This is a genomic window from Sorangium sp. So ce381 (assembly GCF_051473845.1).
GTDB lineage: Bacteria > Myxococcota_A > Polyangia > Polyangiales > Polyangiaceae > Sorangium > Sorangium atrum.
Map to the genome: position 1 here is coordinate 9,133,138 of NZ_CP150336.1, position 17,875 is coordinate 9,151,012.

Annotated in this window: 19 protein-coding genes; 8 read left to right on the top strand and 11 right to left on the bottom strand. The window is 72.7% G+C overall.

Annotated features, from left to right (window positions below; translation table 11 throughout):
- Nucleotides 1–111 precede the first annotated feature (111 nt).
- Nucleotides 112–1,848: a hypothetical protein gene (locus WMF29_RS34165; RefSeq protein ID WP_437324298.1), complete on the top strand. Its 1,737-nt coding sequence runs from the start codon at nt 112–114 to the stop codon at nt 1,846–1,848.
- 54 nt (nt 1,849–1,902) lie between these two features.
- Here the strand turns inward: WMF29_RS34165 and WMF29_RS34170 are convergent, their stop codons facing one another.
- Nucleotides 1,903–2,685 carry a class I SAM-dependent methyltransferase gene (locus WMF29_RS34170; protein WP_437324299.1) on the bottom strand — a complete coding sequence of 261 codons (783 nt, stop codon included), beginning with the start codon at nt 2,683–2,685 and terminating at the stop codon, nt 1,903–1,905.
- A gap of 76 nt (nt 2,686–2,761) precedes the next feature.
- On the opposite strand from WMF29_RS34170, the gene WMF29_RS34175 reads away from it, so the two are divergent.
- Nucleotides 2,762–3,598 carry an AraC family transcriptional regulator gene (locus tag WMF29_RS34175; protein WP_437324300.1) on the top strand — a complete coding sequence of 279 codons (837 nt, stop codon included), beginning with the start codon at nt 2,762–2,764 and terminating at the stop codon, nt 3,596–3,598.
- A gap of 78 nt (nt 3,599–3,676) precedes the next feature.
- Here WMF29_RS34175 and WMF29_RS34180 read toward each other — a convergent pair whose 3' ends face one another.
- Nucleotides 3,677–4,558 (bottom strand): OmpA family protein, encoded by an 882-nt coding sequence (locus tag WMF29_RS34180; RefSeq protein ID WP_437324301.1) that lies wholly within the window; start codon nt 4,556–4,558, stop codon nt 3,677–3,679.
- A gap of 302 nt (nt 4,559–4,860) precedes the next feature.
- Between WMF29_RS34180 and WMF29_RS34185 the strand changes: the two genes are divergently transcribed.
- Both WMF29_RS34185 and WMF29_RS34190 read left to right on the top strand, forming a co-directional pair.
- Nucleotides 4,861–5,877: an isocitrate/isopropylmalate dehydrogenase family protein gene (locus tag WMF29_RS34185; protein WP_437324302.1), complete on the top strand. Its 1,017-nt coding sequence runs from the start codon at nt 4,861–4,863 to the stop codon at nt 5,875–5,877.
- Between the two features lie 25 nt (nt 5,878–5,902).
- Entirely contained in the window at nt 5,903–6,739 is an 837-nt protein-coding gene (locus tag WMF29_RS34190) for a hypothetical protein (protein WP_437324303.1), read from the top strand.
- Between the two features lie 22 nt (nt 6,740–6,761).
- On the opposite strand, the gene WMF29_RS34195 is transcribed toward WMF29_RS34190, so the two are convergent.
- The 9 genes from WMF29_RS34195 to WMF29_RS34235 form a co-directional block, all read right to left on the bottom strand.
- Nucleotides 6,762–7,472, bottom strand: coding sequence for a hypothetical protein (locus WMF29_RS34195; protein ID WP_437324304.1), 711 nt, complete (start codon nt 7,470–7,472; stop codon nt 6,762–6,764).
- Nucleotides 7,469–8,314, bottom strand: a complete 846-nt coding sequence (locus tag WMF29_RS34200; RefSeq protein ID WP_437324305.1) for a Smr/MutS family protein — start codon at nt 8,312–8,314, stop codon at nt 7,469–7,471. The genes WMF29_RS34195 and WMF29_RS34200 overlap by 4 nt, the downstream gene beginning before the upstream one ends.
- On the bottom strand, nt 8,226–8,603 hold the full coding sequence (locus WMF29_RS34205; protein WP_437324306.1) for a hypothetical protein: 378 nt from the start codon (nt 8,601–8,603) through the stop codon (nt 8,226–8,228). The genes WMF29_RS34200 and WMF29_RS34205 overlap by 89 nt, the downstream gene beginning before the upstream one ends.
- Before the next feature lie 63 nt (nt 8,604–8,666).
- Nucleotides 8,667–9,674: a hypothetical protein gene (locus WMF29_RS34210; protein ID WP_437324307.1), complete on the bottom strand. Its 1,008-nt coding sequence runs from the start codon at nt 9,672–9,674 to the stop codon at nt 8,667–8,669.
- Nucleotides 9,671–10,222 carry a hypothetical protein gene (locus WMF29_RS34215; protein WP_437324308.1) on the bottom strand — a complete coding sequence of 184 codons (552 nt, stop codon included), beginning with the start codon at nt 10,220–10,222 and terminating at the stop codon, nt 9,671–9,673. The genes WMF29_RS34210 and WMF29_RS34215 overlap by 4 nt, the downstream gene beginning before the upstream one ends.
- Before the next feature lie 160 nt (nt 10,223–10,382).
- Nucleotides 10,383–10,778: a hypothetical protein gene (locus tag WMF29_RS34220; RefSeq protein ID WP_437324309.1), complete on the bottom strand. Its 396-nt coding sequence runs from the start codon at nt 10,776–10,778 to the stop codon at nt 10,383–10,385.
- Nucleotides 10,779–11,029: 251 nt separating this feature from the next.
- Nucleotides 11,030–12,235 carry a serine hydrolase domain-containing protein gene (locus WMF29_RS34225; RefSeq protein WP_437324310.1) on the bottom strand — a complete coding sequence of 402 codons (1,206 nt, stop codon included), beginning with the start codon at nt 12,233–12,235 and terminating at the stop codon, nt 11,030–11,032.
- A gap of 221 nt (nt 12,236–12,456) precedes the next feature.
- On the bottom strand, nt 12,457–13,005 hold the full coding sequence (locus tag WMF29_RS34230) for an NUDIX hydrolase (RefSeq protein ID WP_437324311.1): 549 nt from the start codon (nt 13,003–13,005) through the stop codon (nt 12,457–12,459).
- 12 nt (nt 13,006–13,017) lie between these two features.
- Nucleotides 13,018–14,403 (bottom strand): YcbK family protein, encoded by a 1,386-nt coding sequence (locus WMF29_RS34235; RefSeq protein WP_437324312.1) that lies wholly within the window; start codon nt 14,401–14,403, stop codon nt 13,018–13,020.
- Between the two features lie 780 nt (nt 14,404–15,183).
- On the opposite strand from WMF29_RS34235, the gene WMF29_RS34240 reads away from it, so the two are divergent.
- From WMF29_RS34240 to WMF29_RS34255, 4 genes are all read left to right on the top strand, one after another.
- A complete protein-coding gene (locus WMF29_RS34240; protein ID WP_272095366.1) occupies nt 15,184–15,867 on the top strand; it encodes a hypothetical protein in 684 nt (227 codons plus the stop codon).
- A complete protein-coding gene (locus WMF29_RS34245; protein WP_437324313.1) occupies nt 15,864–16,337 on the top strand; it encodes a hypothetical protein in 474 nt (157 codons plus the stop codon). The genes WMF29_RS34240 and WMF29_RS34245 overlap by 4 nt, the downstream gene beginning before the upstream one ends.
- Nucleotides 16,338–16,339: 2 nt before the next feature.
- Entirely contained in the window at nt 16,340–16,792 is a 453-nt protein-coding gene (gene dtd, locus WMF29_RS34250; protein WP_437324314.1) for a D-aminoacyl-tRNA deacylase, read from the top strand.
- A gap of 70 nt (nt 16,793–16,862) precedes the next feature.
- Complete coding sequence (locus WMF29_RS34255) at nt 16,863–17,855, top strand: ketopantoate reductase family protein (protein ID WP_437324315.1); 993 nt, start codon at nt 16,863–16,865, stop codon at nt 17,853–17,855.
- Nucleotides 17,856–17,875 lie beyond the last annotated feature (20 nt).

Genomic DNA, 17,875 nt, shown 5'->3' on the forward strand with positions numbered 1-17,875 from the left:
TCTCGCCCGAAAAAAAGGAAACATCCTATCTACCTTGCGATCGCGGGACTCGGCCGCTAGCTTGAATTGATGATGGGATGGTCACGCCCGTTGACCTGCTGTGTCGCTGCCGTGCTTGGCGCATTCGCGAGCGCTTGCTCCGGGACGGAGCAGGGCTCCGCCGGCGCAGCCGCAGGCGTGGCGGGCACAGACGGGGCGGGAGGCGACGGCAGCGCCGAGGGCACGGGCGGCGCCGAGAGCGCAGACGTCGAGAACGCGGGCGGGGGCGCCGACTGCCCTCCTGGTGAGGAAGGCTGTCCGTGCGGGCCTCTGGGTCGGTGTGACGACGGGCTCTGCTGCGCAGGCAGCGAATGTATTTCGGAGTGTGCCAGCGCCGATGATGACGCGACGGTCCACGGCGACTGCGACTGGCGGGGAGGCCTGCAGGACCCGTCGTTCCAGCGCTCGGATACGTGGGTCACCACAGGGGAAGCGCTCGTCTCCCCCGAGATCGAGGGCAACGGCAACCTGGGGGCCGGCGTCATCGGGAGAGAAGCGGTGTGCCAGATGGCCGGCTTCTATCAGCGCCTCTCGCTGCCGGACCTCGCGTGCGTCGGCCCGCTCCTCCTCACGTTCGCCGCGCGCATCGGCTGCGAGCTCGCCATGGACTGCCTCGGCCCTCCGGGGGTCGGGGTCCGGATCGACGGAGGGTTCACCGACCTCGATCTCATGCCCTCTTCGTCCTTTGCCCCGCAACGCGTGTGCCTGGGAGAGCGCGCCTACGGCAGGCCGATCGAGCTGCTCCTCGGGCCCGCCCGGCGTTCTCCCCTGTGCGATGAGGGCGCCGGACAGGACTTCACGCTGACGTTCGATGACGTCGCCCTTCAGCCTGATGAAATGAACGAGTGCCCGCAGCCTGGCCAGGTGTTGAACGGCGACTTCGAAGCAGGCGCCGCCGGCTGGAAGGCGACCCCCGAGGGCGGCGTCTCCGAGATCGGGGGCGGCCTGGGCCAGGGCGGCGACAAGGGTGGACATCTCGCCACCACGCGGTTCTGCCAGGCTCCCTCGCTCGAGGGCACGCTCTCGGCGCCCTTGCCGTCCGCCGCGCTGCCGAGCCCGGCGCTCCGCATCTGGAGCCGCGGCAGCCCCGGGGCGATCGTCGACGTGATGCTGAGCGCGCACCGGCTGACGGCCCTGACGGGCACGGGCGAGGCGCGGGTCTCGCATGCCTGCTTGCCCCGGTGGGCGCTCGGCATGGCGCACCGCCTCGCGTTCGCCTTCCGGAACCGGCACAGCCAGCCTTGCATGGACGAGAACGAGCGGGACTTCACGGTGGATGATCTCGCCATCGTCTCTGACGACCGCTGCCCCGAAGACGCGCCGCTCTTCGACCCCGGCTTCGAGAACGACGGCGCCGACGCCGGCCTCTCGCCGACATGGGTCCTCAACGCGGAGGACCCGGCGCGCGGCAGCGCCAGGCTCGCCGTCGACTCGGCGGCCGCGCACGCCGGCGACGTCTCGCTCTCGCTGTCGGTGCGGAAGCCGTGCCGCGAGCCCTCGGCCTCCACCGTGTTCACCGTCCCCGAGCCCCAGGGGACGGCCGGTCCGGCGCTGAAGTTCTGGTACCGCACGAGCCGCCTCCTCGAGGCGACCGCCTCCTCGACGCCAGGGGGCGCCCTGGCGGCCAGCGAGCGCTGGACGCAACAGACGATCTGCCTGGATCCGCGCACGGCGGGCAGGCCCCAGCAGCTCTCGTTCAAGATAAGGGCCAGCGGGACCTGCGACGCGCCGCTCGACGACGAGGCCTTGCACGTGGACGACGTCGAGGCGACGACCGACCCCTCCTGCCCGGCCGCGCCGCTCCCCTGAGCCGCGGAGTCCTGGCGCCTCGATCGAGTCGCTGGGCAGAAGGGGCCTCTCGGCTCAGCCGCGCTTTCGGCCCACCAGGATGACGATCGGATAGGCGAAGTGGACCTCGTCCCCCCGGAGCTCTGCGCCCACGCCGAGCGCATCGACGCCGACGTCGGCGCGGTAGAGGGCCCGGAGCCGGTCCGCTCCGCCGGGCTCCGGGAAGGAGGCCCGGAGCGCGGCCTCGAGCTCCACCTCGAGCCGGTACCGCGTCGTCGTCTCGATCTCCAGCCCCGCCGCGTCGAACAGGGCTCGGAGCTCCCGCTCGGTGAGCGCGCTCGCGTGCGACGGATCGCGGATCTTCTCCGCGGCATCGTACGCTGCCTGCTTGTCCTCGGCGGGCGCCACGTCGATCACGGCGACTCGCCCGCTCCTCTGGCACACGCGGGCCATCTCGCGCAGCGTCACGAGCGGCTCCAGCAGGTGATGGAAGCTGTAGCGCGTCGTGACCAGGCGATAGCTCTCGTCCGGATAGGGCAGCCGGCTCGCGTCGCCGAGCTCCCAGGTGACGTTGGAGAGGCCGAGGCTCGCCTGCCTCTTCCGCGCCTCGTCCAGCATCGCCGGGACGATGTCGAGCCCCCGCACGCTCGCCACGCGCTGGGCCAGCGCGCAGGCGACGATCCCCGGCCCGCAGGCCACGTCGAGGGCCGCGTCGCTCGGCGCCGGGGCGAGGGCGTCGAGCAGCAGCCCCATGGCGGACTCCGCCGAGTGGGCCTGGACCTCGGCGAACGGCCTGGCCTGGCGGGTGAACTGTTCCTGTATCAACGCATCGTGCGCCGTGGGAGTGGCTTGCTTCATGGCGTTCGAGGGTGGTCGCTCTTCGGCTTTACGGCTGCCGGCGAACGGACAAAGATCACCGCCGAGAGGCCACGCCTTGCAAGCCCGCGTCCTGACCCCGACGGAGACCACCGAGCACCTCGCGCGCCTCGGGCTCGATCATGCCGGCGCGCGCGCGTTCTCCTACGAAGACGAGCTGCCGGGAGCCGCCTACGGCTGGCACACGCACGCGCGGCACCAGTTGCTCTGCCCGCTGGCCGGCACGGCGCGCCTCGAGGTCGAGGACGCGTCCTTCCTGCTCCCCCCGCAGCTCGCCGCGCTCATCCCCGCGGGCGAGCGGCACGCCACCACCTGCGGCGACGCGTCCATCGTCTCGATCTATTTCGAGCCCGCCGCGTTCCCCTCCCCCCTCGCGGCGGTGAGGATCTTCGAGATCCCCGCGCTCCTGCGCGAGATGGTGATCTACGCGCGCCGCTGGCCGGTCGCGCGGCGTCCGGACGACGCCGCGGCCAACACGTTCTTCGCGGCGATGGCGGACATCATCGGCCCGCTCCTCGATCGCGGCGCCACGTACCGGCTGCCCCGCGGCAGGACGCGGCCGGTGCAGCGCGCGATCGAGTGCGCGCTGCGCGACGTCTCCAGCGCCGATCTCTCGCGGGCCGCCGCGTTCGCGGGGGCGACGGAGCGCACGCTGCGGCGGCGGTTCCGCGAGGAGACCGGCGTCACGTGGCGCGGCTTCGTCACGCGCGCGCGCGTGCTCCGGGCGATCGACCTGCTCTCCGGCCCGAACGCCAGCGTGACGCAGGTCGCGCTGGACGTCGGCTTTCAGAGCCTCGGCGCGTTCGCCGCCGCGTTCCGCGCCGTCACCGGCCAGACGCCGAGCGAGTTTCGCAGGACCGCCCGGCCATCGCCGGGCGGCGGACACAAGAGCTGACCCGAGCCGACCCGACGGCGCGGACGCGACCGTCGAAGAGCGCGCCGCGGGCGGCGGCGCGCGCCGCGAGGTCGCGGGTTACTGCGTGATCGCCCGGAGGTCGAGCATCTCCTCGACGCTCGGCACCACGATGAGGTCGCAGCGGCGGTTCTTCTGCCGGCCCTCGTCGGTGTCGTTGGTCGCGACCGGATCGGTGTCCGCGAAGCCCGCCGCGCTCCAGTTCGCGACGGGGAGCGCGCCCCCGCCGCCCTTGACGTCGGCCGGGCTGACGAGGAACACGAGCACCTCGCGGGCGCGCATCAGCGACAGGCCCCAGTTGTCCCGGAACTGGCCGCCCGCGAGCGGCCTGTTGTCCGTGTGGCCGGCGACCTGGTAGTCGCGCTGGAGCAGCGACTTGTCGTTCTTGACGACCGTCGCCACCTTGAGGAGGATCTCCTTGCCCTCCTTCTTCAGCGTCTCGCGCCCGGAGTCGAAGAGGACGTCGCCCGGCAGCGAGATGACCATCCGGTTGTTCCGGATGTTCACGGCGAGGCCGAGCTTCGTGAGCTCGTCCAGCTTCTTCTTGAGCGTCTCGAACCGCGCCTTGATCGCCTCCAGCTGGCGGGCGCGGGCCTTGAACTCGGCGAGCGCCTTTTCACGCTCCTCCAGCGTCGAGCTCAGCTGCGACACCTGCGTGCTCGTCGCCTGGAGGTTCTCGTTCAGCTTGCTGATGTCGACGCCGGCCGCCTCGAGCTGCTTCGTCAGCTCCGCGACCTTCGCCTGGGTCGCCTCGAGCTCCTTCTGCGTCTCGGCGAGGCGGCCCTCCGTGGTCTGGTGCTGGCTCTGAAGGCGGTTGTACTTGTCGAGCTGGGCCTTCCACTCCTCCTCGGAGTAGCCGCACCCCAGCGAGGACGACGCGATCACAGCAAGCAGGAAGGCCGCGAAAGCGGTTCTGCAGCCTTTCAAGACACGAGGGTGCATGAGCACGCTCCTTCACTCTAGTTGGTGAACATGAGCTGGGGCCGATCGCCCGGCCCTCGCCCGGTTCGAGGTGGCAGCGGCCTGTCAGGCCGTGCGGACGCGTACCCTACCGAGGTCGCGCGCGATTGTAAAAGGGCGCATCGAGCCGCCCGACCCGCTGCCTCGTGCGCCTCTCTCCGTCGCCGCGTCCCGTCACCGCGTCGGCCAGGCGCGGCGCGCTGACGCGGCGCGTGTAGGCGCCATCGCACCACGGGTGCGCTTGTCCATTGTTCCCGCCTGCACACCTGCTAATGGGACGGCCCATGGCCTATCGCATCACGCTGATCCCGGGCGACGGCATCGGCCCGGAGGTCGTGACGGCGACTCAGGATGTGGTCTCCGCCGCCGGCGTCGCCGTCGACTGGGAGATCCACCACGCGGGCATCGAGGTCGCGAAGCTGACCGGATCGCCGCTCCCCCTCCCCGTGATCGACGCCGTGCGGAAGAACCGGATCGCCCTGAAAGGCCCGGTGACGACGCCGATCGGGGGCGGGTTCCGCTCGGTCAACGTGACGCTCCGGCAGACGCTCGATCTCTATGCGAACGTGCGGCCGATCCGCAGCCTGCCGGGCGTCGACACGCGGTTCGACGTCGACATGGTCATCGTGCGCGAGAACACCGAGGGCCTCTACGCCGGGCTCGAGCTCATGATCCTGCCCGGCGTGGCCCAGAGCATCAAGCTCACGACCGAGCGGGGCTCGACGCGCATCGCGGAGTTCGCGTTCCGGTACGCGAAGAAGCACGGCCGGAGCAAGGTGACGATCGTCCACAAGGCGAACATCATGAAGATCTCCGACGGCCTCGCGCTCGACTGCGCGCGGCGGGTGGCCGTGGGGCACCCCGAGATCCAGCTCGGCGAGATGATCGTCGACGCGGCGGCCATGACGATGGTCCGCGATCCGAACCGGCTCGGCGTGATCGTGACGGAGAACCTCTACGGCGACATCCTCTCGGACCTCGGGGCCGGCCTGGTCGGCGGGCTCGGGATCGTGCCCGGCGCGAACATCGGCGACGACGCGGCGGTCTTCGAGGCGGTGCACGGGTCGGCGCCGGACATCGCGGGCAAGGGCTACGCGAACCCGACGGCGCTCGTGCAGAGCGCCGTGATGATGCTGCGGCACCTCGGCGAGCACGACGCGGGCGATCGGATCGAGCGGGCGCTGACGACGCTCTACCGGGCCGGCCAGGTGCGCACGCGCGACCTTGGCGGTACCGCGAGCACAGGCGACTTCACCCGGGCGCTCTGCGCGGAGATCGAAAAGCCTCGCGCGGAGGCCTAGCGGAGGGCATCCTGATCCCGCAGAGGTGGGATCCGCCTTCACGTGGCTGCTCGAGTGGTGCGCCGAGCTCGTCGGCGCGACGGACGGGGCTATCGGCGCCGCGGGCGATGACGCGAGGCGCCGGCGGCGGCTTGTGCTGTTCCTCGCGCTCTCGACGATCGTCGCGGCGAGCTACTTCCTCAGCGAGATCTGGGGCGTGAAGGGCCTGCTCCCCGCCGTCACATTCTTCGTGCTCGCGGTGCAGGCGACGCGCGCCGTCCTCGACGCGCGCGCGTCGCTGTGGCGCGCCGCCGCGCTCGACCTCGAGGACCCAGCGCAGCGTCCGCGCGCTGGCGCGGATCCGTGGTTCTCTCCGCCGACGGCGAGGGTCCTGCGCGCGCTGGCCGCCGTGATCGACGCCACGCGCCGCGAGCGCTACGCGGCCGCGCTGGAGCGGCTCCCGTCGGTCGATCGGGCCGCGCTCCGGCCCGACGAGGCGCGGCTGCTCGAAGCGGCCCGCGCGCTGCTCTCCCTGGGCCTCGGCGACCCGGCGCGCGCGGCGCAGCAGGCGATCGTCGCGCTGCCCACGGGGATCGACGCCATCGACGCGCGGCTCGGCCGCGTGGTGATCGCCGACGCGTGGAAGAGCCCCGCGCGGCTCGAGGCGATCGATCGCGCGTGGCGGCAGGAGCTCCAGGGTGGCGTGGCGTCCGAGGCGCTCGAGCGCCTCCTGTCGCTGTCGCGGCTGCGCCTCGCGCCGCACGCGGTGGAGGCGCTCCAGCCCGTCGAGGCGCGCGCGCTGTCGGCCGAGGCCTGGTCGATCGGCGAGGAGGAGCTCGCCGCGGCGCTCGAGTCCCGCGCGCGGAGCGGCGTCTACCGCTGAGCCGGCGGCTCACCGCGGCGGCTCACCGCGGCGGCTCGCGCGGCACGGCGGGCGCGGTCTCGCGCATGAGGCGGAGGCCGCCGAGCGAGATCTCGACCACCGCGGCGAGCCGCTCCGCCACGAGCTGCTCCGCCGAGGGCCCCGCGGCGCGCGTCTCCGCGATGAAGGCGAAGCAGCGCCGGCCGGAGCCGCCGAAGGCGACCGCGAAGCCGTCGATCGGCGCTCCCGGCGGGGTGTCGGCGACGCCGATCGCCACGACGGTGTCGAACCCCTCCGGCACGTCGATCCGGCGCTCGGCGGCGGTGAGGCCCTCGCCGGGGCTCGGCAGGTCGCGCCAGAGCCGCGCGCGCGCCTCGCACGCCGCGCGGCTCGCGCGGCCGTCCTCGCGCCAGGTGCGCACGAGCAGCGACGTCGACGACGCGGCGTGGGTCGCGACGAGCCAGGGGCCCTCGCCGTCCTCGACGCGGAAGCCACGCGCGTCGGGCAGCGGGAGCCGGAGATCGAAGCGCTCCGAGCGGTATTCGCCGAGCTCGCCGTCGCCGAGCGTCGACGCCGCCTGCGCGGGCGGCGCGGGCCTCGGCGGCTCGGGGGGCGCGGCCGGCGCCGGCGCGCACGCGGGCACCAGGGCGAGCAGCGCGGCGGCCGGCGCGAGGGCGCGGCGCGGCGCGCGCGCCTTCGGCTGCGACCCGTGCCCCGGCGCTCCGCCGGGCTCGGCGCGCGACGCCGACCTCATCGCGTGAGCAGCACGAGCAACGCGCCTGCGCCGCCCTCCACGTCCGGGGCCGTCGCGAAGGCGGCGACGTGGCGGGCGACGCGGCCGTTGCTGAGCCAGGCGGCGATCTCGCCGCGGAGCACGGCGTGACCGCCGGGCGAGTGGTTGCCCTTGCCGTGGACGATGGCGACGACGCGGTCTCCGTCGCGCTGCCGCTTGCAGACGAACGCCTCGACGGCCTCGCGCGCCGCCTCGAGCCTCAGGCCGTGCAGATCGAGGGTGCCGTCGACGGCGTAGCGGGCGCGGCGGAGCCGCCTGAGCTCGCGCGGATCGACGTCGAGGCGCCGGCCCTCGATGCGCTCGCTGTCGTCCGTGGTCTCGAACTTGATCCCCTCGATGACGAGCGAGCGCATGCGCGAGCGCGCGTCCTCGTCCGGGTCGAACGCGATCGTCGGGAGCGCGGCCCGCTCGACGCGGCTGGCGGTGACCGGGATCCGGGTCGCGCGATCCTCGAGCACGCGGACGCCGGCCATGTAGATGGCGAAGGTCTCGGGGTCGACGGGCCGCGGCGCCTGCTCGGCGCCTGCCCGCGGCGCCGCGCCGGTGCCCGGAGGCGCGGTCGATCTCGCCTTCGTCTTCGCCTCGGGCGCGGACGCCGTCGCCTTGGTCTTCGCCTCGGGCGAGGACGCCGTCGCCTTGGTCTTCGCCTCGGGCGCCGGCTTGGCCTTGGGCTTGTTCAGCTGCCGGAGCGTGGCGAACGGCTGATAGAACGCCTCATCCGCCTTGCGCGCCGCCGCCTTCGCGGCTCGCGCCGGGCTGGCCGCCGATTTCGGGTCTCTCTCGCGCTTCGCGCCCTTCGCCATCCCCCAGAACATCGCTCGCGAGGCCGCGGAGTGCAAACCGGACGGCTTCGATGCCGGCGAGCTGCCCGTCTTCGAAGTGCCAGTCGGGGTCGTCGAGGCCGGGGAAGTCGTGCGGGTTGCGGATGTCCTCGGCCGTGAGCGTGGGGATGAGGCGCCGCGCGAGGTCGATGACCTTGGCCCTCTGCGCTCCCTCCATGTCGGCGAGTAGCTCGAAGATGCGATGGAAGAGCTCGGCGGGCGAGGGGGCGGCTTGCGGCGCGCCGGGGCGGGCCGCGTCGTGAGAGCGCATCGGGCGCAGCATACGCCATCGGGCCGAGCGCGCCGCGCCCCGCCGCCCGACCGCACGTGGAGCTCAGCCGCCTCCGGCGCGCGGGAGCGCGGGCCGCGGCGAGGGCAAGCGGGGCTCCGCCGGCACCCCGAAGGCAGCCAGCGTGAGCACCGGCATGATGGCGCCGAACACGCCGAGCCCCATGAAGGCCGCGATCCCGAGGTGCAGCAGGGAGGTGGCCACGACGACGGCGCGCCGGGTGAGCCGTGGCCAGATCAGGAAGGCGTACCCGAGCTCCACGGCGAGCACGGACCACCCTGCGGCCTGCGCGACCCACGGGTGACTCGCCAGCCAGGAGAAATCGAGCTGGCGATACTCCGGGAGCATCACCGAGCGCCAGATCGCCTCACCGTTCCACCAGGCTTGGCCTGCCGCCTTTTCCAGTCCGCTCGCCAGGTAGGCGACACAGAGGTGCAGCTGGACGACGCGCAGCCCGAGCCGCGCGGCAGGCGTCGGCTCGTCGGGCGCGCAGGCGAGGGCGCGCCGTGACCCATGCCCCCGCCGATCGAAGGACAGCGCCGCGCCGGAGGGCACCCAGACGAGATAGAAAAGAAAGATGTTGGCGAACACGTCCGCTCCGTAGACGGTGGGGTCCGCCGTCACCATCAGCATCCTGTGGGTGCTCCAGGCGAGCAGCGCAGCGGCCCTCGTCCTGAAGCCACAGAGCAGCGCGGCCAGGGAGAGCGCGTAGACGGCTCCGGTGCCCACGAGGATCGGGGCTTCGCCGATCCCGAGCGGGGCGAGGAGCTCGGTCAGCCAGCCGATGCCGGGCAGCTCGCGCGGTGTGAACGCGTCCCGGAGCGGGTCCTGCAGGATGCCCGCGGGGCCGTAGAGATCGAAGAGCAGCGGAGCGACGAGCGCCGCCTGGGTGAGGAGCACGGCGGCGAGCCCGATGCGGAGCGCCGCGAGGGGCGCCGCGGACGCCGGGGCGAGCGCGAAGCGTTCGATCGCCGAGGCCGCCGAGGCGAGCGCGGAGACCGGGGAGAGCCCGGCCCTGCCCGAGGCGCCGCTCGGCTCGCTGCTCACGGTCACGGCGCGCCGCCCTTCGCGCGCGAGGCGGCCTGGAACCTGCGTTGGGGGACGAGCTTCGCCTGGTAGATCAGGCCCCACGTCGGCCGCTTGCCCTCGCGGTATTCCTGCATCGACGGGAGATCGCAGACGTCCAGCCGGACGATCACGCTCGCGGCTCCTGGGTGCCTCGCGAGCACCTTGCCTGCCCACGAGGCCGCGAGCGAGCGTCGCAGCGACTCGTCCTCTTCGGTCATGAAGAGCGCCACGATGCTCCTGACCCGGAGATCCGCCTCGTGGTTCGCCCCGGATTCCAGGACGTCGGAGATCACCCTCCCTCGCGCGTCCGTCACCTGAAACCTCGCCCAGGGCAGCGCGCTGACCGAGGGAGCGAAGAAGTTGTAGCCGCTGTCGGCCCCGGAGAGCGCCCCGTAATACGCGACTGCCTGGCCGAGCCGCCCCGCCTTGTGCAGATCGACCTGGAGCGCCCCGAGCACGACGATGCCGAGGTGCGCTGCCGCCGCGGCCATGGCCAACCGGGCGAGGCGCCGACGTCCTTGTCTTCCACCCATGAGGCTCCCTCCGTCGGCCCCCGCGCTCGAGGACCGGCACCTCCCCCGCGGCGCGCGCGCGGAGTCATCGGTTCTCCGGCTGGACCGGTCCTACGGTTTCCACACAGCGCGACGCGACGAACGGGGCCCGCCGCGCCCAGGCGCCGCTCCTGGATCGAGGTCAGCGAGGCTCTCCGAGGCTCATGATCGGCCCGGAGGGGTCCTCTGCCGGCGCTGCCTCCGATCGCCCGTGGTCATGGGGCCGCCCGTAGGGATGGAAGTCCCCGTAGGGCCGGACCGGTCTGAACGGCCGGAAGCTCCCATACGGCCTGTACGGCCTGTACGGCCGGAAGTACCCATACGGCCTGTATGGCCAGAATGGCCTGAACGGCCGGAAATGCCCATGATAAGGGGCATCATCGGGGGGAATCCTGGCGTCGGGAAAGTCCGAGCTCGTTGTCTCCTCGACGAGCACGAGATCTTGGATGGGTGTCGTGCTCTCCGCAGCAGCGATCTGCGCGGTGCCGAGCGCCATTCCGGACAGCGCCAGGGCCCCGAGCGCTTTCACCAGCTTCATCACGGAATCCTTTCACGATGCGAGCGCCTTGCCGGGCGTCATCCCGTGCAGGCTGCGTCCATGGCGATGCAAGCGTGAGGCCCGTTCGCGGCGGACCGCTGGTGTCGCGCGCGGCGGCGCGGGTTCCTGATAACCACGGCTCGGCGCCGCGCGCGCCTCGCACGCCGCGGGGCGTCGCGTGTGCGCGCGGTGGACAGCGACCGGCACCGGCCTGAGCGCGTCGCTATCGTCGCGACGGCCCCCTGCCCAGCTCAGGGCGTGATCAGGACATTCGACAGATCATCGACGATCCTGCCGACATCGCCGCCCTCGAGATTGACGAGCACGGTGATAGAAGCATCCTTGTCGACCGCGTAATAAGACGACGACGTGAAGCCCCAGATACCGCCGTCGTGACCGACCAGGACGCCGAGCGGAGATTCCCGGCGCAACAGCCCGAGGCCGTACCCGGTGACCTCGCCGAGGGGCGTGTCGACCCACGCGGTCATCTCTTCGAGCTCGGCGGGGCCGAGCAGCGCGCCGTCGAGCACCTTGCGGTAGAAGCTCGTGAGGTCACCCGTGGTCGAGACCAGCGCGCCCGCCGCGCCCGCCGCGGACGCGTCGATCGCGGAGGTCATCTCGACGAGCTCCCCTCGGCTCCGCCCGTAACCGTGCACGAGGCCCGGCACGGCCTCCTCGGCGCCGTCGAGGTACGTGTGCGCGAGCCCCGCCGGCTCGAGGACGCGGCTGCGGAGCAGCTCGCCGATGGGCTCTCCCGAGGCCGCTTCGACGATCAGGCCGGCGATGATGTAGTTCGTGTTGGAGTAGGCGAAGCCGCGTCCTGGCTCGAAATACGGCGGCTTCGACGCCGCGAGCTCGATGAGCTCCGCGGGCGTCCACGTGCGCTTCGGATCGTCGAGGGCCGCGGTCCAGAAGTCGTCGAGCGCCGTGTAGTCGAAGACGCCGCTCGTGTGGTTCAGGATCTGTCGCACGGAGATCTGCTCTCCGTGGGGGACGCCGCCGACGTACGCGGAGACGGCGTCGTCGAGCGACAGCCGGCCTTCTGCGCGGAGCATCAGCGCCAGCGTGGAGACGAAGGTCTTCGTGATGCTCCCTGCGCGGAAGAGATCGCCGGGCTGGATGGCCACGTCCACCTCGGTGTCCGCGACCCCCGCGGCGCCGAGCCAGCTGCACCCGCCGAGGTGCACGGCGGCGGCCGCGCCGGGCAGCCGCTGCGCTTCCACGGCCGCGTCGAGCGCTCTCTGGAGCTCCAGCGAGAGCTCGTCGCAGCCGGCGCCCGGCGTATCGCCTGAGCCGCCGGGTCCGGCGGCGGCGCTGCCGACTCCGACGCTCCCACCGCCATCGTCGTCCGTGGTGGCCACCATGTCGAGCGGAGCAGGCGAGGAGCTCATGCACCCCGCGAGCAGGACAACGCCGATGCAAGAGAAGAAAACGGTCGGCCGAAGAACACGGCTCATCGATCGGGTCTCCATGGCTTTCCCGTGAGGTCCACTGCGGCGCTCTGCCGCGCCGCTCCCGAGCTCCCGGGGCGGCCCCGCGAAGGGCGCGCATCAAGACGCGACGGGTCCGACCGTGTCAACCGGCCCGCATAGATGCGAGTGCTCTCGCCCACGCTGGACGTCGATAGCGCAGTTTATCGTGTGAGTCGGCGGACAGGCCGTTCCCACGAATCATGCGGTCAGCGCGGCGCCGCGGTCGCGACGGCGAGCGCCCGCAGCAGGGTGATCACGGCGATCGAGTGGCTGATCCGGCCGTCCTGCATCGCTGCCATCACGTCGTCTGGGCTCATCACGACCGCTTCCGTGCTCTCGTGCTCGTCGCCCTCGGGCTCACCGACCCGCCGCGCGCCGCGCGCCAGGTAGAGGAAGCAGCGATTCGCCTGGAGCGCGGGATTCGGGTGTACCCACCCGAGCGTCTCGAGCGACTCCACAGCATACCCCGTCTCCTCCAGGAGCTCGCGCGGCGCAGCGGCCGCCGGCTCTTCCCCTGGATCGACGAGGCCGCCTGCCGTCTCGATGGTCACCGCGTCGACCCCGTGCCGGTACTGCCGCACCAGGACGAACTGGCCTTCATCCGTGATCGCGGCCACCGAGATCCAGTCGGCGAGCTCCAGCGTGAAGGCGGGATAAGACGCGCCCGCGGCCATGACTTCGTGGCGATGGATCGCGAGCGGACCGAACGTACCGGCGAGCGCCGAGGCGTGCCGGCGAGGAATCGTGATACCCATCCCGCCTCACTACTACGGCGCGCTCCTCGCCGCCGTCTCCGGCGCGGCGCCCGCCTTCTCCGGCGCCGCTGCCGTCTTCTCCGGCACGGTGCTCGCCTTCTCCGGCGCCGCACTCGCCGCCTTCTCCGGCGCCGCTCCCGCCGCCTCCAAAGCGGAGCTCGCCTTCTCCGGCGCCGCGCTCGCCTTGTCCGACACAGGGCCCGCCATCTTCTCCGGCGCCGCGCTCGCAGACCTGTCGCGGCGCTCCCGCCGGAGCACCTCCTCCGCGTCCTCGCCGGGCATCCCCTCGGTCGCCCCTCGCCCTTCGTCCTGCGGCGGCGGCCACGCGGTCACATAGCGGGGTGCCTCGCCGGGTCCGGACGCATCGATCCACGAGACGCTCCCCGTCCCTGGCGCGCGCACGTCGACGTGCACGAACGAGCTGTTCGGATAGTACCCACAGCCCGTGTCGGCGAGCGCGCGGCAGGCGGCTGCGAGCTCGTCGTTCCTCACCCCGGCGATGCGCAGATCGAGCGCCCGCCCCGTCTGGTGCAGGCTGCCCTGGCTCTGCGGCCGGTACCCGCTCACGAGCGACACGAGCCGGCCCGGGTACCGCCGCGCCAGCGCGTCGATGCGGGAAAGCAGCCCGGGATCGAGCAGCCGCACGCCGGGCGCGACCTCCCCCGCGTGCACCGCGCTCGCCCTGCTCCCCGCGGCTCGCGGCTCATCGCCAGCGCGCCGCCCCTTGCGGCTCGCCGCTTCCGGCCTCCGCGCGGGCGCGCCCTCGTCGGGCAGGATCGGCCGCGGCGTGCCCCACGGGCGCGCAAGCAACGAGAGGGCGCGCCGGGCCTCCTCGCGCGGCTTCCCCTTGCAGTCGACAAGCTCGAGGCGCTCGGGCTCCAGCCCGCTGCGATCCATCGAGAGCACCGGCCCGTGGCACGGCTTCGGAGGCGCCTCCCGCTCCATCCCCTTCTTCGCCCCGCGCCGCTTGCTCTCGACCGTGCGGGCGGCCCGCCTCTTCTCCTTCTTCTCGCCGCCTGCCTTCTTCTTGGCGACCCGCTTTTTCCCGCCGCCCGCCTTCGCCGAACCGCCCGCGTTTTCCTCCGCGTCTGCAGCCGCGTGCGGCGCCTTCCCGCGGGAGCGAGCCGTCCCCGTCCGGTTCCGGTCCCCCGCCCCGCTCGTCTTCTCGTCACCGGTCGCGGCCGACGCGCTCTTCGCACGGCCATGGTGCGAGCTCTCCCGCGTCTTCGTTCGCGGAGCTCGCTCCGCACCTGCAGGGCTCGCTGGCGCGCGATCCCGACGGGTCTGCACGCTCTCCGCTTCCCCGGATTCCCCGGACCTCTCGGCAGCGGCGTGCGCCCCGGGCAGCGGCTCCGCGCGGACGGGCCCCGCCAGGATCGCCGGCACCGCGATGCTCACCAGCACCGAGAGCGCGGCCGCGCGAGCACGCCTCAGGCGCGCACGCGGCTCCCCCCTGCGCACAGCTCCCCCTGCGTCCCGCGGCGCCGCGCCTGCACTGCTCACGGATCGAAGGCTCATCATGGAAAGCTCCAGTCGGGTCGGGTGCGAGTGCCATCCACCACGAAGCAGATCTCCAGGACACGGCGTCGCCGCCCGTCCGCAGGATGGGGATTGGGAAGGGCAGTCGGCGGTCCGCTTCTTGAATCGACCTGGGACGAGACCGGCAACCTCGAAACGGCGTCTCCGAGACGCCCCTCGCGGAAGCTCGAAAGCTCGGAAGGGAGACTCGGAAGGCAAGCTCAGAAGGGACCGAACCCTGAGGACAGGAATGGCATGAAGTGCGGAGGGCAGCCCAATTTTCTGCGGCGCTGACCAAAGGCTGTGGTAGGAACCAGCTGCCTCGCGACTGCGGTCGGGTCGTGAGCGCGGCTCCGGGGTGCATGGGGGCAGAGCCCCTCGTCACGCGGTCCGCGGTCGGGTATCGCCCGGCGCACCACGCACTGCGGCGTGGCCCTACCTTCACGATCAACGCGGCCAGCGTGATCAGCGCGGAGATAGGCGTCGCGTCCCTTGCGCAACATCGTCCGGGCCATCGCGGATCGCGGGGGAAGCGCCCGGCCCAACACGCACCAGCCTCATTCACCACACCATCGATGCAAGCGGGGCGCCACACGCGGGATGCGGAAGCCGAACCCGGTGGCGCGTCCATGATCGCTCCGAGGTCACCAGGGGCACGACATGCGCCGAATTCGTAGAGACGCAACCAAGGTCTGGCACAATCCCGAGCTCCACACGGCCTATGGCCGTGGTCAGCCGAACAGCGCGGGGCTGCCGCGTCCGACGCAGACCGGCGAGGACCGGCGGGCAGCCAAGCAACACCGCGCCGCGCTCGAGGCGCTGTTCTCTCCGCGCAAGGAGCCGGAGGCAGAGGACAGCAAGGGCGGGCGCGTCAAGTCCGGACGCGACGCCGCGTCCAAGGCGCCGGGGCGCATCGTCCTCGCGCCGCCTCCGCAGAGCGACCCGAAGGCCGTCGAGCGCCAGCGGCTCCTGTCGAAGCTGCTCTGCGCGTCGGGCCGGCCCAACATCTCCAAGGCCGCGAACGAGTTCCTCCGCGCCGGCCACGCGTTCCCCGCGGAGCAGGACGTGTACCTGCAGCTGCTCGAGCACAGCGACGAGCAGCGCATCCAGGAGGCGATCGACGAGCTCGCGGGCATCCTCGTCGGCGAGCTGCCGAAGCGGCGCGCCGTGCTCGAGTCGCGGCTCCGCCGCATCGAGGAGTTCGCGGAGGAGCCCGCGACGCGCGAGGCCGCCGAGCGGCTGCGCCGCCAGGTGAGCGGCAGGCCCGAGGCCCCGGCCGCGGACGGCGCGCCCCGGCGCAGCGCGGGCGGCGACATCTCCGAAGCGAGCGGCGAGGCGGAATGACGCGCGCGGAATTCGAGGCCGAGCTCCGCAAGCTGATCCAGACGTTCGAGACGGGCACCGGCAACGAGCGGTGCGTCGCGTGCGTGTCGTGCGAGCGCTGCGTCGACTGCACGTTCTGCCGCAACTCGAAGGCGCTGCAGCGGTGCCACTACTGCGTCGACACCCAGCGCTCCTCGGACAGCACGCACTGCCGCGGCTGCCGCGATCTCATCGCGTGCAGCCACTGCGTCGCGTCCGAGCGGTGCACGCAGTCGTCGTACCTCGTGCGCTCGGTCGACTGCACCGGCTGCACCTACTGCTTCGGCTGCGTGGGCCTCGTCCGGAAGGACTTCCACATCCTCAACCAGCCGTACGATCGCGGCACCTACTTCAAGCTCACGGCCAAGCTGATGCGCGAGCTCGGGCTGAGCGCGGGCACCGGGGCGGAGCCCGCCGCCGCGCCGAGCCGAAGCGCGGCCGCGCAGCGCTAGCGATGCGCGCGGTCGTTCAACGCGCGCTCGGCGCGCGCGTCGAGGTCGAGGGCCAGGTGGTCGGCGCCATCGAGCGCGGCCTCGTGGCCTTCGTCGGCGCCGCGAAGGACGATGGCGACGCCGACGCCGACCACGTCGCCGGCAAGATCGCGGGCCTCCGCGTGTTCAGCGACGACGCCGGCAAGATGTCGCGGGCGCTTTCGGACGTGCGCGGCGCCGGCGTGCTCGCGATCAGCCAGTTCACGCTCTTCGGGGACGTCCGGCGCGGCCTGAGGCCGAGCTTCGACGGCGCCATGGATCCCGTGCGCGCCGAGGCGCTGTACGATCGCTTCGTCGCCGCCTTGCGGGCCCGCGGCCTCACGGTGGCCACGGGCCGCTTCCGCGCCGACATGCGCGTATTCGTCGAGAACGACGGCCCGGTCACCATCCTCATCGATTCGAAGCGGACGTTCTGAGGGATCCGCCGCGATCGACGGCGACAGCCACCCCCTTCTCCCCGAGCGCCGCGCAGGCTACGGGGGAGCCATGCGGGTCACCATCGTGGGCGCGGGGGCGCTCGGGCGGATCTACGGCGTGCGCCTCGCCGCCCAGGGAGACGACGTCACGTTCGTGGTCCGGCCCGAGCGCGTCGACGACGTACGGCCGTTCGTGGTCGAGCAGGTGAACGGCGCCGATCGACGCGACACGCTCGATCGCCCGCGCCTCGCGGCCGAGATCCCGGCCGACGCGGACGTCGTCCTGATCACCGTGCGCTTCGATCAGCTCGTCCCTCGCGCCGACCTCGGCGGCGCCGCGCAGCGCGGGGCGGGCGGCAGGTCGGTGGCGGATCTGCTCCGTGGCGGCCCGGCCGCGCCCGCCGTGGTGCTCACGCCGCTCCTGCCCAGGGAGCGCGCCGACCTCGAGGAGGCCGCCCAGCGCCGCATCACCCCCGCGATGCCGGGCGTCTCGGGCTACCTGGACGAGCGCGGCGTGGTCCGCGCCTGGATCACCGAGCTCGCGCCCACGCTCATCGACGAAGAGGGGGGCGCCCCCGCCGAACGGCCGCTGCTCGAGGAGCTCGCGCGCCGCCTCACGAGCGCCGGTGTCCCGGCGCGGCTCGAGCCGGACGTGGGCGCGCAGAACGTGGCCACCACGACCGCGTTCTTCCCCCTGATCGCCGCCATCGACGCGGGCGGCGGGGCGAGCGCCCTCCTCGAGAACGACGCCGTGCTCGGCACCGTGGTCGAGGCCACAAGGGAGACCGTGGCGCTCGCCGACCGGCTGGGCAAGGTGGCCCCGTGGACGAAGCTCCTCCTCCGGTTCATCGGGCCGCTCACGCTGAAGCCGGGCATCGCGCTCGTGCGCCTGCTGGCCCCGGAGTTCTTGCGGTTCCTCGACGTGCATTTCGGCCCCAAGCTCCACGCGCAGCACCTCGCGATGGGCGCCACCGTCCTCGAGATGGGCCGAGAGCGCGGCGTGAGCATGCCGGCGCTCGAGCGGCTGCTCACGCACCTCGGCGGCCGCCCCGGGGCGCGCTGAGCCGCGCCTTCCTGCGCCCG

Bases quoted from the DNA above. Each gene is read 5' to 3' on its own strand.
- WMF29_RS34200 (WP_437324305.1), bottom strand. From the start codon at position 8,314: ATGGCGAAGGGCGCGAAGCGCGAGAGAGACCCGAAATCGGCGGCCAGC.
- WMF29_RS34245 (WP_437324313.1), top strand. From the start codon at position 15,864: ATGACGCGCGCGGAATTCGAGGCCGAGCTCCGCAAGCTGATCCAGACG.
- WMF29_RS34240 (WP_272095366.1), top strand. From the start codon at position 15,184: ATGCGCCGAATTCGTAGAGACGCAACCAAGGTCTGGCACAATCCCGAG.
- WMF29_RS34205 (WP_437324306.1), bottom strand. From the start codon at position 8,603: ATGCGCTCTCACGACGCGGCCCGCCCCGGCGCGCCGCAAGCCGCCCCC.
- WMF29_RS34170 (WP_437324299.1), bottom strand. From the start codon at position 2,685: ATGAAGCAAGCCACTCCCACGGCGCACGATGCGTTGATACAGGAACAG.
- WMF29_RS34180 (WP_437324301.1), bottom strand. From the start codon at position 4,558: ATGCACCCTCGTGTCTTGAAAGGCTGCAGAACCGCTTTCGCGGCCTTC.
- WMF29_RS34230 (WP_437324311.1), bottom strand. From the start codon at position 13,005: ATGGGTATCACGATTCCTCGCCGGCACGCCTCGGCGCTCGCCGGTACG.
- WMF29_RS34215 (WP_437324308.1), bottom strand. From the start codon at position 10,222: ATGGGTGGAAGACAAGGACGTCGGCGCCTCGCCCGGTTGGCCATGGCC.
- dtd (WP_437324314.1), top strand. From the start codon at position 16,340: ATGCGCGCGGTCGTTCAACGCGCGCTCGGCGCGCGCGTCGAGGTCGAG.
- WMF29_RS34225 (WP_437324310.1), bottom strand. From the start codon at position 12,235: ATGAGCCGTGTTCTTCGGCCGACCGTTTTCTTCTCTTGCATCGGCGTT.
- WMF29_RS34185 (WP_437324302.1), top strand. From the start codon at position 4,861: ATGGCCTATCGCATCACGCTGATCCCGGGCGACGGCATCGGCCCGGAG.
- WMF29_RS34255 (WP_437324315.1), top strand. From the start codon at position 16,863: ATGCGGGTCACCATCGTGGGCGCGGGGGCGCTCGGGCGGATCTACGGC.
- WMF29_RS34220 (WP_437324309.1), bottom strand. From the start codon at position 10,778: ATGAAGCTGGTGAAAGCGCTCGGGGCCCTGGCGCTGTCCGGAATGGCG.
- WMF29_RS34195 (WP_437324304.1), bottom strand. From the start codon at position 7,472: ATGAGGTCGGCGTCGCGCGCCGAGCCCGGCGGAGCGCCGGGGCACGGG.